General features: G+C 43.4%; 14 protein-coding genes and 1 pseudogene. 4 read left to right on the forward strand and 11 right to left on the reverse strand.

Annotation, left to right across the window (positions count from 1 at the left end; genetic code table 11):
- Window positions 1–150: 150 nt before the first annotated feature.
- The 4 genes from htpX to ACESM0_RS07400 form a co-directional block, all read right to left on the reverse strand.
- A complete protein-coding gene (htpX, locus tag ACESM0_RS07385) occupies window positions 151–1,041 on the reverse strand; it encodes a protease HtpX (protein ID WP_372905139.1) in 891 nt (296 codons plus the stop codon).
- Between the two features lie 198 nt (window positions 1,042–1,239).
- Complete coding sequence (gene hemB / locus ACESM0_RS07390; RefSeq protein WP_372905141.1) at window positions 1,240–2,229, reverse strand: porphobilinogen synthase; 990 nt, start codon at window positions 2,227–2,229, stop codon at window positions 1,240–1,242.
- A gap of 11 nt (window positions 2,230–2,240) precedes the next feature.
- Entirely contained in the window at window positions 2,241–3,113 is an 873-nt protein-coding gene (locus ACESM0_RS07395; protein WP_372905143.1) for a ChaN family lipoprotein, read from the reverse strand.
- Between the two features lie 98 nt (window positions 3,114–3,211).
- Window positions 3,212–4,870, reverse strand: coding sequence for a M28 family peptidase (locus ACESM0_RS07400; protein WP_372905145.1), 1,659 nt, complete (start codon window positions 4,868–4,870; stop codon window positions 3,212–3,214).
- Window positions 4,871–5,155: 285 nt separating this feature from the next.
- On the opposite strand from ACESM0_RS07400, the gene ACESM0_RS07405 reads away from it, so the two are divergent.
- From ACESM0_RS07405 to ACESM0_RS07415, 3 genes are read left to right on the forward strand one after another with little or no spacing between them, the layout of a single operon-like run.
- The gene (locus ACESM0_RS07405) at window positions 5,156–5,986 is read left to right on the forward strand and encodes an SDR family NAD(P)-dependent oxidoreductase (protein ID WP_372905147.1); all 831 of its coding nucleotides are present in this window, start codon (window positions 5,156–5,158) and stop codon (window positions 5,984–5,986) included.
- The gene (locus ACESM0_RS07410) at window positions 5,983–7,350 is read left to right on the forward strand and encodes an aldehyde dehydrogenase family protein (RefSeq protein WP_372905149.1); all 1,368 of its coding nucleotides are present in this window, start codon (window positions 5,983–5,985) and stop codon (window positions 7,348–7,350) included. Before ACESM0_RS07405 ends, ACESM0_RS07410 begins: the two co-directional genes overlap by 4 nt.
- A complete protein-coding gene (locus ACESM0_RS07415; RefSeq protein WP_372905151.1) occupies window positions 7,326–8,360 on the forward strand; it encodes a YhdH/YhfP family quinone oxidoreductase in 1,035 nt (344 codons plus the stop codon). Before ACESM0_RS07410 ends, ACESM0_RS07415 begins: the two co-directional genes overlap by 25 nt.
- Window positions 8,361–8,787: 427 nt before the next feature.
- On the opposite strand, the gene ACESM0_RS07420 is transcribed toward ACESM0_RS07415, so the two are convergent.
- Window positions 8,788–9,207 carry a response regulator gene (locus ACESM0_RS07420; protein WP_372905153.1) on the reverse strand — a complete coding sequence of 140 codons (420 nt, stop codon included), beginning with the start codon at window positions 9,205–9,207 and terminating at the stop codon, window positions 8,788–8,790.
- Between the two features lie 395 nt (window positions 9,208–9,602).
- On the opposite strand from ACESM0_RS07420, the gene ACESM0_RS07425 reads away from it, so the two are divergent.
- Window positions 9,603–10,424, forward strand: coding sequence for an alpha/beta hydrolase (locus ACESM0_RS07425; RefSeq protein ID WP_372905155.1), 822 nt, complete (start codon window positions 9,603–9,605; stop codon window positions 10,422–10,424).
- Window positions 10,425–10,920: 496 nt separating this feature from the next.
- Here the strand turns inward: ACESM0_RS07425 and ACESM0_RS07430 are convergent, their stop codons facing one another.
- The 6 genes and pseudogenes from ACESM0_RS07430 to ACESM0_RS07455 all read right to left on the reverse strand — a co-directional run.
- Window positions 10,921–11,790: a glycine betaine ABC transporter substrate-binding protein gene (locus tag ACESM0_RS07430; RefSeq protein WP_372905157.1), complete on the reverse strand. Its 870-nt coding sequence runs from the start codon at window positions 11,788–11,790 to the stop codon at window positions 10,921–10,923.
- Between the two features lie 93 nt (window positions 11,791–11,883).
- On the reverse strand, window positions 11,884–12,708 hold the full coding sequence (locus ACESM0_RS07435; RefSeq protein WP_372905158.1) for an ABC transporter permease: 825 nt from the start codon (window positions 12,706–12,708) through the stop codon (window positions 11,884–11,886).
- Window positions 12,709–12,714: 6 nt separating this feature from the next.
- Window positions 12,715–13,941: a glycine betaine/L-proline ABC transporter ATP-binding protein gene (locus ACESM0_RS07440; protein WP_372905160.1), complete on the reverse strand. Its 1,227-nt coding sequence runs from the start codon at window positions 13,939–13,941 to the stop codon at window positions 12,715–12,717.
- A gap of 643 nt (window positions 13,942–14,584) precedes the next feature.
- Window positions 14,585–15,409 (reverse strand): NERD domain-containing protein, encoded by an 825-nt coding sequence (locus tag ACESM0_RS07445; protein WP_372905162.1) that lies wholly within the window; start codon window positions 15,407–15,409, stop codon window positions 14,585–14,587.
- An 8-nt stretch (window positions 15,410–15,417) separates the two neighbouring features.
- On the reverse strand, window positions 15,418–16,023 hold the full coding sequence (locus ACESM0_RS07450; RefSeq protein WP_372905164.1) for a DUF4203 domain-containing protein: 606 nt from the start codon (window positions 16,021–16,023) through the stop codon (window positions 15,418–15,420).
- Between the two features lie 4 nt (window positions 16,024–16,027).
- Window positions 16,028–16,264 (reverse strand): annotated as a pseudogene (locus tag ACESM0_RS07455) (hypothetical protein); the annotation flags it as partial.

Consider the following 16,264-nt stretch of genomic DNA (forward strand, 5'->3'; position numbering starts at 1 on the left):
GCCCGTGCCGGAGAGTTTACCCCGCCGGGTATAAATTCCTGTGCTTGTTTAAATAGAAACTCGCTCTTGTTTAAAATCATATTCGATTAGTCTTGAGTCGTGAGTCTTGATAGCGACCTCACGCCTCAAGACTCACGACTAAATTCTGAATTAGTCTGTCATGTTTTGCAGTGCGGCAATTCTGTCTTCCAATGGCGGATGTGTCATAAATAGCGCCTTCAAGCCTTTTTTCTTACCGCCTGTAATTCCAAATGCCTGCATCGATTCCGGCAACTGATTCGGTACCTTCGACTCTGCCTTTAACCGCTGTAGTGCGCCAATCATACCCTGACGGCTGCCAAACCGTGCACCGGCTTCATCGGCGTGGAACTCACGGCGGCGTGAAAACCAGAATACGATGGTTGAAGCCAGAATAGCTAATACAATCTCAGCAGCAATGGTGGTCACAAAGTATCCGATTCCCAGCCCATTTTCATTTTTCAATATCACACGATCTACCGCAAACCCAATAACCCGCGCGAGGAACATGACAAAAGTATTTACCACTCCCTGAATCAAAGCAAGGGTAATCATATCGCCGTTTGCAACGTGGCCAACTTCGTGCCCCAAAACAGCCTCAATTTCAGCTTGATCAAAGCGCTGCATCATACCACTGCTTACCGCAACAAGTGCTTTATTACGATTTGCCCCGGTTGCAAAAGCATTTGCCTGTTGTGCCTCAAAAATACCTACTTCAGGCATCCCGATGCCGGCATCCTTTGCCTGCTTTTCAATGGTCCAAACCAGCCACTCTTCCCGGGAATTTTGTGGCTTGTCGATAAGTTTAATTTTCATCGACCACTTGGCAATCTTCTTGGAGAGGAGCAGAGAAATAAAAGATCCCGCCATTCCGAACACAAAACAGAAGATCAAAAGTGCCTGAAGGTCCAGTCCTGTTCCGGCTTCATTGAGATAGGATCCCACACCTAAAATTGACAGGGTTATACTGGCCACAATAATAATCGCCAGGTTGGTAGCAAGAAATAAAAGTACTCGTTTCATTTTTTAATTATAGTTACGTGTGTTGTTATAAATGTTCTTTTCAGAAAGTCCCCTCTCGAGAGGGGATTTAGGGATGTGTTAAAAAATTTCGTATAAAATCTTAACATGTAGTTTAATATATAATCCGGTAACACACCCCTCGTCAAGCCGAACCGCACTTTGTGCTTTCGCCTTAACATTTCCCCTCTCAAGAGGGGACTATTTCAAAAGTAGCCGTGCCGCATCTTTGGCGAAGTAGGTTGCGATCAAATCGGCGCCGGCCCGCTTGAAGCCGATCAGTGCCTCCATCATTGCCTCTTCTTCATTGATCCAGCCTTTTTCTGCCGCGGCCTTAATCATCGCATACTCACCGGAAACGTTATAAACGGATACCGGCACATTGACTACCTCTTTCACGGCCCGAATAACGTCGAGGTATGGAATGCCCGGTTTTACCATGATGATATCAGCACCTTCCTGTTCGTCTGTAATTGCCTCTTTCACAGCTTCTGTAACGTTTGCCGGGTCCATTTGGTACGTCTTTTTATCGCCAAAACCGGGCGCAGAATCGAGAGCATCGCGGAAGGGTCCGTAGTAGCTGGAAGCGTACTTGGCACTGTATGCCATAATTCCCGTATTCGGAAAACCGGCCTCTTCCAATGCTTCACGCATCATCAGAATTCGGCCATCCATCATGTCCGACGGAGCCACAAAATCAGCACCGGCCTCGGCATGACTCACCGCAATTTTTGCCAGTATGTCTACGCTCTCATCGTTCAGGATTTCACCTTCTTCCACAACACCGTCATGTCCATAACTAGAATATGGGTCCATTGCAACGTCGGTCATAACCACCATGTCAGGGAACTGCTCCTTAATCGTTCGAACCGATTTCTGCATCAGCCCGTTGGGATCAAGTGCTTCCGAGCCTTCATTATCTTTCTTCTCATCCGGCACCTTGGCAAACAGAAGAACCGCGGGAATTCCCAATTGCTGAATCTCTTCGACCTCTTTAATAAGCAGATCGAGAGTGTACCTGTAATAATCCGGCATGGATGGAATCTCCACCTTCTCATTTTTCCCCTCCATCACAAACAGTGGCACGATAAAATCGTTAACGGAAAGGTGATTTTCAGCCACCATTCGACGCACATTCCCGGAACGGCGAAGTCGCCTCGGCCTGGAATATGGAAACTCTGAATAACTCATAGATGCACTGGTTAGTAAGTGGTTGTCATCGTAGATGGAACAACAACTGTTAAATCTGCTGCCTGCAGCTGTTCGTGATCCACGCTTTTTATATCATCCACTACGATCGTATTAATTGTTAAAACTCTAACTTCAGGACGGTCTCTCTTCACATACCATACAATTCCTTCATAGTCGTTGGAGTGATAGGAACCGTTCAAATGTAAGATTTGGCTATTTTCCTCAAGATTTGTCAAAATAAAATGAGCCATCGTGGCATCCTTAACAGCCTGGGCATAAACGATATTCATACCGCCGTGTCCCTGTGCCATTTCCAGCATGTTCTGATAACCCGGAAGATCCGTGTCTACCTCAACGGGAAGCGGCATCATCCACTGTTTTGCTTCCTCTGACAGTTCATCCAACACCTCAAGCCCGCCGCCATAGACCGCAGACGCATAACGCCTCGGGATATTCGTAGCTATCAGTTTCAGATCGTTCTCCTTTGCAAATTCAAGAACCGGTTTATAATCGGTAGAGTAGTTATTCCAGAGCCTGGCCTCGTTTTCAAAACTGGACTGACTGATTAATCCTGCAAAATATTCGTCTATCAGGAGCTGCTGATCTGCCTCAAACATCTCCATTCCTACCATTGTTGATCGAGCTGTATCTGATGCCAAATCCTGCAGTAACTCAATTTGCAGCCAATGAGCAATGGCGTTGTTGTGCAGTTCACCAAAAAATACCAGTTCGCTATTGGCCGACTGTACTTTCAGGCTCTGATAAGAAACGACGTTTCCATTTTTATTATAGATTAAATAGGCCGGTTTATCTGCATCCGGAGTGAAACCGCTAAGCATAATCAGTAAAAAAAGAGCCGGTATCATCTTTAAAATGTTCGCCATCTCGATAGATTATTTTTTTGATGCAATCTGCTCTATCCATCCAAAGCTATACAGCAGACTGTGAAAATAGTCAGAAATCATGAAGTGGTTGTAAAGAATCAGGGAGCCTGCATCAGCATCTCTTCCCGGATGGCCTGAAACTCATCACCCTCTTCCCAGCTCATCATCTCATCGGCGTTTAGAATATGGAAGCCGGATCGAAAGAATAAGCGAACATCTTTCTCCATCCCGCTTAAATCCCAATGCTCATTAATTTCATCACCCACAGAGTGGTAGTTTTCTGCAGTAAGGCTATCTACTGTTTCGATGAAATCTTCAGGCTTGTTCACATACTCACGGCCCGGATTCGGGAATATAGCCGGTATCCCAACTCGTGCCAGAGAGAAGTGATCCGAGCGGTAGAAGAATCCTTGCTCCGGATTTGGATCCGGTTTCACAACACGTCCTTCGCGTTCTGCATATTGCTCTATTACATCTGTTATGGTATTTCTATCGTAGCCAATCAGAACAATATCCTCCGTTTCGCCGTAGACCTGCATACCGTCCATATTTATGTTGGCGGTAATTTTACCGGGATGAATGGTTGGATTTTGCGACCAGTAGAGCGATCCCAAAAGTCCCATCTCTTCAGCACCTACAAACAGAAACAGCGCGCTTCTTCGCATCTCCGGTTCGAGTTGCTTATACGCATTTGCCATCTCCAGAACTGCACTTACACCGGCCGCGTTATCCAGCGCACCGTTGTTGATAGAGTCGCCATCCACCGGAGTTGTAATCCCAAGATGATCGAAATGCGCGGTAAAAACCACATACTCATCTTTCAAATCCTCATCACTTCCTTCTATCTGACCCAGCACGTTCCGGCTCGACATGTCGCTGTAGGTTGCACTTAAATCAACATCCAGTGATACCCCTTCCATCGGCACAGGCTCAAAATCAGGCTCTTCGGCAGCATCAAGCATCTCTTCCAAATCCATGCCGGCAAGATCAAAAAGGTTCTGGCTCTGCTCTTCGGTCAGCCATCCGTTAAATTCAGGCTTTGAACCGGAATCACCCTCCTCCTTCAGGGCAAAACGTTCACGGCCCCAGCTGTTCTCGATCACCGACCAGCCATAGCCTGCTGTTGGCGTGGTATGAATAATAATCGCGCCCAATGCCCCCATCTCTTCCGCTTTCTCAAACTTATAGCTCCATCGTCCGTAGTAGAGGCGGGAATCACCGTCAAAAATTTCCGGGTCGCCTGAGGGATCACTGTTTTTGAAAACCAAAACCTTTCCTTCCACATCGGCTCCCTTGTAATCATCCCAATCAAATTCCGGTGCTTGAATTCCATAGCCCACATAGAGCAGCTCGGCATTCTGAAGCTCAACCTGCTCAGCCTCATTGCTTGGCCACGCCATAAAATCGGTTCTGAACCCCAGTTCTTCTTCTACCTGACCGTTCCTGCGAAAATTTATAGTTGCTTCAGAACCCTTTACCTGTTGCCCCAAAAGCGGTATTTCCTGAACAAAGGTTCCATCATCCATTCCCGGAGCAACTCCTATCTGCTCCATGGTTTCAACCAGATAGTTCACTGTCAAATCTTCGCCCTGTGTTGCAGGGGCACGGCCCTCAAATTCATCGGATGAGAGTACTTCTATATGGCTCATCAAAGATTCAGCCGTAATGGATTCCGCTGCTTGCTCCACGGGAGGTTCACTGCAGGAAATTGCTAAGAGTATTATAATTGGGATTAAATACAGTAGATTCCGATTCATGGTGATATATAGTTTATTTGGGATAGAGTGGGTATTTCTTTTTGTGATGATTTTAGGAATCCCCCCTTCGAAGGGGGAATTAGGGGGGATGAACACCCCTCTGCATCTCCCCTATTAGGGGAGAATTATTCAAGACTCCAATCTCATACTGTGAAATATTTCACTTTAAAATGCCACCTATCCATTGCTTTTATTTGTTGTTAAATGTAGGATTTTAAACAGTGACTTAACAATTCATTGAATTGATTTTTGTACTGCACCCTTTTTTCGTATGATTTGATTGTTATGATAAATTTCTACGACCATAAAACTATTCTCATCACCGGTGCAGCTAGTGGCATTGGAAGACGATTTGCCGAAAAAGTTGCTGATATTGCTGATGTAAAACTCATTCTGTGGGATCGGAATCCGGAAGAACTTCAGCAGTTCAAAAATGAAATCAAAGACCGGTCTGAAGTTCACGTTACTGGAATTGATATAACAGACAGGGATCTGATTCAACTCGAGGCAGATCATTTCATCAAGGAAAACCTGGTCCCCGATATTATTATTAACTGCGCCGGTATTGTAGTTGGCAAAATGTTTCATGAGCACTCATTTTCTGAAATTGAAAAGTCAATACAAATTAACACGACCGGAAGCATGTGGGTAACACGTGCATTTTTAAATGAGATGATCGGGCGTGGTTCCGGTCAAATCGTGAACCTGGCGTCGGCCTCAGGCTATATCGGGAATCCTAGGATGAGCGTGTATGCGGCCAGTAAGTGGGCAGTTATCGGCTGGAGTGAATCCCTTAGGCTCGAGATGGAAAAGCTGGAAACCGGAGTGGGTGTTACGGCCGTCATTCCCAGTTATATTAAAACAGGTATGTTTGATGGTGTAAAAGCACCACTATTGGTTCCACTCTTAGAAACTGATGACATTGTTGACTTGATGCTTAAAGGAATTGCAGCCCGAAAACGGACCATTCAGGCACCTTTTATGGTAAAACTGGTTCCGTTGATAAAAGCACTTTTACCTTATAAACTATTTGACTGGGTAGCCGGAAATCTGCTGGGTGTCTATAAGTCAATGGAATCATTTGAAGGTAGAACCCCCAAATCAAAAAAGTCATGACTATTCAGAAGCTGGTAGAACATCAAAAAAAATCTTTTCAAAAGGGTGATTTCAGTTCACTGAGCAAGCGAAAAGAGTCTTTGAATACCCTAAAAAAGTTACTTCAGGAGAATGAACAGGAAATATGCTCGGCCATCCGTGAGGATTTTGGCAAACCTTATTTTGAATCCTATACATCAGAAATTGCCACCATACTCCACGAAATCGATCACCATCTAAAGAATCTTGATAAATGGGCGAAGCCCGACCAGGTGGGCAACTCAATCTTTACGTTTCCATCCAGAAATAAAGTTTATAAAAAGCCTCTCGGTACGGTTTTAATCATAGGGGCATGGAATTATCCGGTTCACCTTACATTCCAGCCTCTGGTGGGTGCACTTTCAGCCGGCAATAATGCGATTCTGAAACCTTCTGAACTGGCGGTACAGACCTCAGCTCTGATCAAAGATCTTGTAGAACAATATTTTTCTCCGTCCATTTTAGCCGTTGTTGAAGGCGCCGTGGATGAGACCCAGGAACTTTTATCTCAGCCTTTTGACAAGATATTTTTCACAGGAAGCAGCCGTGTTGGAAAAATTGTAATGAAAGCTGCCGCAGAACAGTTGATTCCGGTCACCTTGGAACTTGGCGGAAAAAGCCCGGCGATTGTTCACTCCGATGCCAATATCGAAATAGCATCCAAACGTATCTGGTGGGGTAAAACAATGAATGCCGGTCAAATTTGTGTGGCACCCGACTTTGTATTGATTCATCAGTCAGTCAAAAAGAAGTTTGTGGAGGTGAGCCAACAGGTTCTCTCACAGTTTTACAACAATGACTACATCACCGGCGAAAATTATACGCAAATTATCAATTATGACCACTTTGAACGTCTCGAAAATCTCATTGAACAGAGTGAGGTCATCCATGGCGGGACGACGAACAGAGAGACAAGGTTTATTGAACCAACCATGATTCAGGCCGATTGGGACTCCGTTATTATGGAGGAGGAAATTTTTGGACCCCTGCTGCCGATACTTACTTACAAAAACCTTGACGAGGCAAAGGAGAGATTAATAAAACGGAACTCCCCGCTGGCCCTTTATCTTTTTACAGAAAGTCAGGATGTGGAATCAGAAATTATTGAACAGGTACCATTTGGAGGCGGCTGCATCAATGAAACCATTAGTCATTTGACCAACCCTAACCTGCCGTTTGGCGGAGTGGGGCACAGCGGAATGGGTGCCTACCACGGGAAGTATAGTTTTGACTGCTTTACCAGGCTCCAGTCCGTACTGAAAAAACCTATCTGGCCTGATCCGGATTTTCGATATCCGCCCATCGACACCGACAAGTTAAAATGGCTCAAAAAGCTTCTGAAATAATGAATTCAGATCCTCAAATGACTTTTAAGGCGTTGGTTGCAGAAAAATCGGGTGATACTTATATCCAATCTGTAAAAGAGAGAACCATATCTGATCTCCCCGGTCATGATGTATTGGTTAAAGTTCACTATTCATCCCTGAACTACAAAGACGCCCTATCCGCTACCGGAAATAAGGGTGTAACAAAACAGTACCCGTTTACTCCCGGAATTGATGCTGCAGGTGTTGTAGAGGAGAGCAGTGACGATCGTTTTAAAACCGGTGACGACGTAATCGTAACCAGCTATGATCTTGGAATGAATACGCCGGGCGGTTTCGGTCAGTATATATCCGTACCCGGTGACTGGATCGTACCTCTTCCCGCAGGTTTAAGTAAAAAAGAGAGTATGATGATAGGCACTTCCGGGTTAACAGCCGCTATCGGTGCAGAAAAAATCATAAAACAACAAATTGGGGCTATAGACGGCAGCGTATTAGTTACCGGGGCAACCGGAGCCGTGGGATCTTTTGCGGTTGGTTTATTGAGTCAGCTTGGCTATCAGGTGATAGCGGCAACGGGCAAAATGGACCAAACCGATTTTTTAACATCACTTGGAGCAGCTGAGGTCATACACCGTGATGAAATCACAAACATACCTGATAAACCGCTTTTGTCGGGCAGGTGGATTGCGGCTTTTGATACCGTTGGCGGAGAGATTCTCGATGCAGTCATTCGTCAAACTGATCACAATGGAGTCGTTGCCTGCTGTGGAAATGTACTGGGTCACGAGCTGCGCACGAATGTTTTGCCTTTTATTCTTCGCGGTGTATCTCTGATGGGAGTTGATTCAGGAATTGCCTTAATGGCCGACAGGGTGAGAATCTGGAAACTTCTTGCCAACGAGTGGAAGCCCAAATTTTTGCACAAATTGCATAGAGAGACAGATCTCAAAAAACTACCGGAAGAGATTAAACAAATTTTACGAGGTAAGCAGGTAGGGAAAGTTTTAATTAACGTGAGTTCGGGATAAAGAAACTGATGACAAATTCTCCCCTAATAAGGGACATTAAGCAAAAGTGATACGTGAAACGAAATTAAGAGGGCGGGTGGCAAAGGTTTTTTCATTCATTTGATGAATATTACCTTATTACCAAGGAGGGGTGACACTTTCCCAAACCACCCGGAGAGCTAATCAATATGCCACCTGATAAATTGTGGTTTTATAATCTGGAGATGTCTCGACGTCATTTCGGCTCACTCCGTTCACCTGCACTCTGCTCGACATGACAAGAACGTGCGTAGAACAAAAGACAGGGATGTGCAGCCGTCGGCTGCACATCCCTGTCTTTATTGTAATTGTTTGTGCGATTGTCATGTCGAGCAGAGTTCCGACGCTTTTTGTCGGTACGTAGTCGAGACATCTCCTGATGACAGACCACTAAGCACGTACATATCAATTAACTTGCCTGACTAAAAACCTTACCGGATTTAGCACCATTTTTTTTCATGGCTTTTTTCAACGGATTTAACATATCATCCGCTTTGATCGGCTTAACAAGATAGTCCGCATTGCCTAACTTCTTAGCGTTTTTAATCAAATCACTTTCGGCGCTGCCTGATAGAAAAATAATCGGTGTCTCACTGAACCGCCGAATCTCTTCACTTGCATCTAATCCGTTCATTTCCCCTTTCAGAGACATATCCATCACGATTATATCGGGCTTTAGCTGCCTCACCAATTCGATAGCCTTTTCACCTGACTGAGCCTTGCCAATCACCGTATAACCCAGCTTTTCTATAATTCTGGATTCAACCAATAATAGCAGCATATCATCTTCTACTATTATAACTGAACCTTTAGAGCTATTCTTTTTCATGACCGAAATATGTTATTTTAATGCTCAATAAATATATCGAATTTCATTACCATTAAAAATTTTTAATGCTTGGCAGATAGATTCGAAATAGGCCCTTATAGGTTTGTGCAGTAAATGAAAATACTACCCTAATTTGGCACCCCGGTCAATCTGTGCAGGCTGTACATAACAATGGTGAAATATTTGACTTTTACATGAATGAACTTGCTTGCCCCAAAGAGGCAAAGTCAAAAGCATAGTGCAGCGCACTATGTCAGGTGCATCTCCCGTAAATAAAAGCCCTGAAAGGGCGTAATCCATACCAAACCATGCTATGCCACGTCTCTCTCCAAAGTATATTTGCATATCATAATCAGAAATTGAATGACACCCCTCAAACTTCTGTTTTACTGCATATGAAAAACAAAATTTTAGTTTTGGTTTTATTTCTAATGATCGGTGGTTGCACCACTATTGAGATATCTGAATCAGATGCTTTTGACCCTCACGTCACCATTTCTGCTGATCAGTTCCCAATTCACAGCTACACTCTTCATGACCTGAAAATTGAAACGGAGGACAACGAAACACTTGATGCCTGGTTTTTGGAGCGTGAGGGTGCCAATAAGACCATTATTTACTATGGCGGAAATGGATTTTTAATGATGAAATCGCGACCGCTCATTAATGCATACGCGGATCTGCCCGTCCATCTTCTGATGATCGACTATCGTGGATATGGACGCAGCACCGGAGAGCCAACCGTGGACGGTGTAAAGACAGATGCGAAGGCAGCCTATCAACTGGCTAAAAACAACCTCCCGGTAGAACCGGGACCCATTTACGTTCATGGTCACTCAATGGGTTCATTTCTGGCCACCTACATTGCCGATAGTGTAGATGTTGCAGGCTACATTCTGGAGAGTCCGATCACAGATGTTGACAGCTGGACAAAACGATTGGTTCCAGCCTTATTACGCCCATTCGTTCGTTTTGATATCGAGGATTCGATTAAAGCCCAAAACAATATTGAACCCGTAAAGCGAATTAAAGAACCTCTTTTAATCATCGGGGGTGAACAGGACGAAATCACTCCTTTTAGAATGGCAGAGGAGCTTCATGAAAAATCACCTTCCCGTGAAAAATCTTTGGTAAGAATAGAAAACGGTAATCACAATGATTTGCCAACATTCTCTGCATATAAGAGTTCACTGATAGATTTTTTTGGGGACAACTGACTCTACCTCAAATCTGCTGAAGGATTGCCGGAGTTCCTCAGCCTTCGTTCTATTCTGAAACTTCAGTGATACCTAGTAAAGAATGTTCTTATTGAGTGTCCCCCCTTACGAAAGACAGACATTACTCATACAATCTTGATATTATTAAAAATGTTTCAATGAATATCGAGATACTCATGTTTTCCCTATTACTTTTGGGCCGCCAAAAGTAAACAAAAACTCCCGGACGGTGATTGCTTCTTCCACTCTTTTTAAAAAAAATCTGAGTTACAATATAAAACCAGTTTTTTATCCCATTAACCTCAGTCCGTTTAATAATCTTATTTAAACCAATATAGAAGTCTCCCCTAACAATGAGCTCCGAGCGTTAGCGACACGTGAAACGAAATGTAGAGGGGTGTTCATCCCCCTAAATCCCCATTCGAAGGGGGATAAAAAAAGGGAAACACGCGTTAACGCATTTCCCTCATCATTGAAAAAATTGAAAAGTCCGAAATTACATTTCTGTTTGTTGCGCGTCTGCAGGTACCCAGTCCATAATCACGTCTTCGTTATCCTCCATCCACTGCCTGGCAACGACCTCATTATCCTCATCCGATTCATTTATCGCAACCATCAGATCAGCCAGCTCAGGATCAGTCAGTTCCATATTGGAAAGGAAATTAGCCAATTCCGGCTTTTCCATTGACAAGTTTTGTCGACCCATTATATGAATCTGTCCGGTTCCCCATAATTCCTTGTCTTCATCCTGTTCCAGGAATTTCAGGTCAAAACGACCGAATTTCCAATGTGGCTTCCAGCCGGTAACTACAATCCACTCTTCATCTTCATAAGCGCGCTGCAAAGCAGATGTCATGGCCGGACCGCTGGACTGAACGAGCTCATAGTCCAGATCATACTCTTCGATCACATTCTGGGTTGTTTTCATGACTCCGGCACCCGCGTCAATTCCGGTAATTTCTCCATCAAATTCGTCCCGAACGCTGTTCAGTTGTGATATACTGTCAATTTCAACGTATTCGGGAACGACGAGACCACTTTGTGTACCGTCATATACTACGCCAAGGTCAACAATGTCATCTTCAAACTGATCGTAATAATCGGCATGAAGAACAGGCAGCCAGGTTTCCATAAATGCGTCCGCGTCGCCCTGTGCAATGGCGGTGTAAGCCGGGCCAACATCAGCTGAAGTAATCTCAACTTCATAACCCATCTTATCTTCCAGAACCACTTTGGCAAGATTGGTATAAGCAATCCCTTCCGCCCAGTTTACATAGACGAGATCCGCTGATTTTTCATTTTGCTGTTGGGCACATCCTGTGATAAGCCCTATCGCCAGGACAAAAACTCCCAGCTTCGATAACATATTCAATATTATATTGTTGGTTAACATGATTTTATCTGTTTGCTTAGTGTTCTTGTTCTGTTGGTGTTGGTAAAAACTTTTTATCAAAATTCTTTACTGTGTTGCTGCGCCCAGTGATTGAGTCACCCTATCCAGATAGACTGCCAGAATAACGATGGCCAATCCGCCTTCAAAACCGAGACCGATATCAAGCTGCTGAAGCCCTGTTACCACCGGCTGACCTAAACCGCCGGCACCAATCAAGGCTGCAATAACCACCATCGAAAGTGCCAGCATAATGGTTTGATTTACCCCTGCGAGTATTGTGGGCAGTGCTACCGGTAATTCCACTTTATATAGCATCTGTTTTGAATCGGACCCAAATGCAAGCGCTGCCTCTTTGACCTCCTCCGGAACCTGCCTGATTCCAAGATTGGTGAGCCGTACCGCAGGCGGCATGGCAAAAATCAGGGTTGCAATGATCCCCGGAACCTCTCCCAATCCAAAAAACAGCACCGCAGGAATTAAATAGACAAAAGCCGGCATGGTCTGCATGAAATCCAGGACCGGCCTGACCACATTTTCAACGGATTTACTTTTCGAGGCCCATATTCCGGTTGGAATACCAATTAGCAATGCAATGAAAACGGCCGTAATGATCAAGGCTAGGGTCTCCATGGTGCCGTCCCACATATTCATTCCCTCTATAACGATCAGCCCCAAAATGGTAAATATTCCAACTCCCTTACCCGAAACATACCAGGCAATGCCGGCCAGAATGGCTGTCATAATAATTGGATGCGGGAACAAAAGTACATTCTCAATTCCTACTAAAAAAGCCTTGACGGTAATGGTAATCAGGTCAAAAAAACCACCCAGGTTGTCCGTCAGCCAGTTAATTAAGAATTCAAAAAAATCTCCGACAGGTAAATCAAACATAGTCTTTTATTTGCTCAATTGATATTTGTTCTCATTTTCCTCTGATTGGGCAGATCCGTTTTCATTCAGTTCAGCAAGAATTGTGGCTCTGTCCACAATGCCCAGAAATTTTCCTTCTTCGTTTACTACAGCTATCGGGTATTTAGATTGAAGCGATTTGGTCAACAAGGCGTTTATCGGTGTATCAGGTCCTGCCACTTCAATTTCAGTATTGATAATATCCGACAGATTTTTGCCCTCCTTATCTTTTAACTCCACGGCGTCATCAATGGTCACAATTCCTTTCAAATGCCTTTTCTCGTCAACCACATAGGTAGTTGAAACTCCGGTTTTCTCCATTTTACGTATTGCAACTGAAGGGCCGTCTTTGGTGGCTTGAACCGTTGGCGCTTTCCGCATGATGGCATTTGCTGTAATAATCTTAGTTCGATCTACATTTTGCACAAATGCTTTTACATAATCGCTGGCAGGATTTGTTAAAATTTCTTCCGGAGTTCCCACCTGTACCACGTAACCATCCTTCATGATGGCAATTCGATCGCCGATTTTCAGAGCCTCATCCAAGTCGTGAGTAATAAAGACGACCGTTTTATTGACTTCAGCCTGAAGTTCAAGCAGTTCATCCTGCATATCAGCACGTATAAGTGGATCTAAAGCACTGAAAGCCTCATCCATGAGCAGTATTTCCGGTTCATTAGCCAGTGCCCTGGCCAGTCCAACACGTTGCTGCATCCCGCCGCTGAGTTCGCTCGGCTTTTGTTCCTCGTAACCCTTCAAGCCAACTTTCTCCAGCGCTACATACGCTTTCTCTCTTCGTTCTTCTTTGGGCATTCCACCAATCTCCAACCCATACTCTACATTGTTTGCCACTGTTCGATGCGGAAACAGCCCGAAATTCTGGAATACCATCGACATTTTTTTACGCCGCATTTCCAGTAAGCGTTCCTTGCTGACTTTCGTAACATCTTCGTCTCCAATCATGATAGTGCCTTTGGTGGGTTCGATCAGGCGGTTCAGGCAGCGGAGCACTGTAGACTTTCCACTTCCGGAAAGTCCCATAATGACGAACATCTCCTTCTCCTTCACTTCAAAACTGGCGTTATTTACACCAATCGTATTTCCAGTCTCTTCAAGGATTTCATCTTTCGACTTTCCCTCTTCTATGAGAGGAAGAGCCTTTTGAGGATTTTTACCAAAAATTTTATAAAGATTTGTAACTGTAATCTCTGCCATTTATGATGATTTATTCAAAGTTAAAATTTCATGAAATTTCAGTGATCCGGTGGGTACTGTGCCCGGGATTGAGATCAAGACGGGTAAACGTTTCTACAGAAAACATTCTGCAGTGACAAAAACATGGTAACAGCTTTCACAACCGGCCAAGCTTCAACCAACTTTGTCTAACCGTGGATTTTCAATCGGTTACGTTTATATATTGATCAATATGTAAACCTAATGAAAGGCGATAGAAAGGAAAAACATTCTATCAAATACTTACAAACACACAATCCCTCTTCGCCAAGATATAAGTAATTTAATCTCAATCAGTTATATTTATTAACGAATTGACGGAAGTGATAGTTCAACTCCCGAGAGGACTCAATTTCAATTCGCTTTGTTTTTTTTGCGGAACTCAGCGAACTGCCTGTTCTCTTTGTAAACAACAGGCTTAAAAGTCTTTATCCAAATCATTCGACCTGCGAGAGCCGGGCGGTTTATAGAGTAAGCATGATCAAAAAACGGAACAGATCGGCCACAGTCGCGATAAAACGCTGAGTATATGAGGCTATAAATATTTAATTAATATATATTTAGCTTTGAATATGAAACGTGTCTCACTTTGGTCAATACATATTTAGAATGAACTTTAACAACACTACTTATTCTTAGTGTAACTGCATTCCGGGAAATTAGAACAGCCATAAAATTCCCCGTATTTGCCACTTTTTAACGTAAGCTTCCCACCACATTTGGGACAATATCTTGGAACTGATCTTTTTTTGTCTCGTTTGGAAATCCTCTTAACAAACTTCCTGTGCTTTTTTTTGAAATCTTTTTTCTCGACAATTACCTGTTCAATAAGGTGGTCAATTTTTTTCAGTTGACTATGCGTTATATGAATTTCCTTATTTCTCCTGATTGTTCTTAACAATTTTCGTTTGTAAATGACCGGGACAGATGATTTTATTTTTTTAAGTTTTCCAGCTCCTGCAAAAACAACAATTGGAAAGTATCTCAGATCCGTAAACTCTGACGATATCTGTTTGAGAAAATTAATGTGAGACCAGCTTTGTATAACTGGATTGAAAATTTTGTATTTATTCTTATAAAGCGTTTGAGTCCAATATTTGGAGCTCTCATTTCCAAATATCCATCCCTTGTAGTTTTTTGTTTCAATTACAAATATTCCATAAACAGAAAGGATTAAATGGTCTATTTGTTTACTTCTTCCCTTATTCTTTAAGTAAATGTCGTTATAAACGATATAATCATTCTTATTAAGCCTTCTCAACTTTCTTGCAACACTATATTCTCCTATCACCCCCTTGATTTTTGGTAAGAAAACTTTTTTAAAAAGAACACCAATTAAATAGAGAATAAAGATTAATACAATATATAGTTCACTGCTATCCAATGATTTACCATCTATTTTAGAAATATCACCGTTTATTTGATCGGGAATATGCAGCGTGAATTTCACTTTCGGATTCATCCTGGGGATTGGGGGACATTAGTTGGCGATGAGCGGTATTGAACCATGACACCAACAATTCCAAGCGCAAGCCAACACAATATGATAGCGTACAAGTGGCTTCCATCCGGCCTGAATATTTGATTCAGATTACTAAAATTAATTGCCTGTGTGGCGAAAAAGGCAACTCCAATAACTACCATCCATGAACCCCCAAATCCCGTAGAAACAATAATCATGAACTTTTGGAAGACCAAAGCTATAACTCCGGCAATTACTGCAAGTATCAGTAAGGCCACGGGATCCGGATTGCTTTCGGCAACTGCGTAAAGTACCACTCCTAAAATACCACCGAGGAATGACCCGATGACGAAGACACCAACGAAGTATAACGCCGTCATTAGAGCTGCACCAATAAACCCTCCCACCAAACCAAAAAGAAAGACTACGACTACTTCTTGCGTAAAATTAAGACCAATCGCTGCAGCCAGTACACCACCCAATAGGAATCCAAAAAGCCCGAGGATGAACTTAAAGATACGGTAGCCATAGAAACACTGTAGAGCCCCCACCAAAATACCCAGCACCACGAGAACATAAAGTATGTCTTGATTCAGGTCCATATTCTTATTGAAATTCTTTACCGCCGAGCAGTTGCCTCACGGCGGCCTCAAACTGTTTAAATTCCTCTTCGGGCGGATAATTGTTGCTTCCGCCTGAACTCACAAAAGCATCCCTATACTTGATAGTCAGTTCCCATTGAGTACCATCCAGGATATCCGAATCGTAATACTCTTTCCATGACCAGACATTTGCATTGTCCAGTGCTTTCCGAAACTCTCTCCATTGGTCTTCTGAAACGGT

It is taken from the genome of Rhodohalobacter sp. (assembly GCF_041686455.1).
Taxonomy (GTDB): domain Bacteria; phylum Bacteroidota; class Rhodothermia; order Balneolales; family Balneolaceae; genus Rhodohalobacter.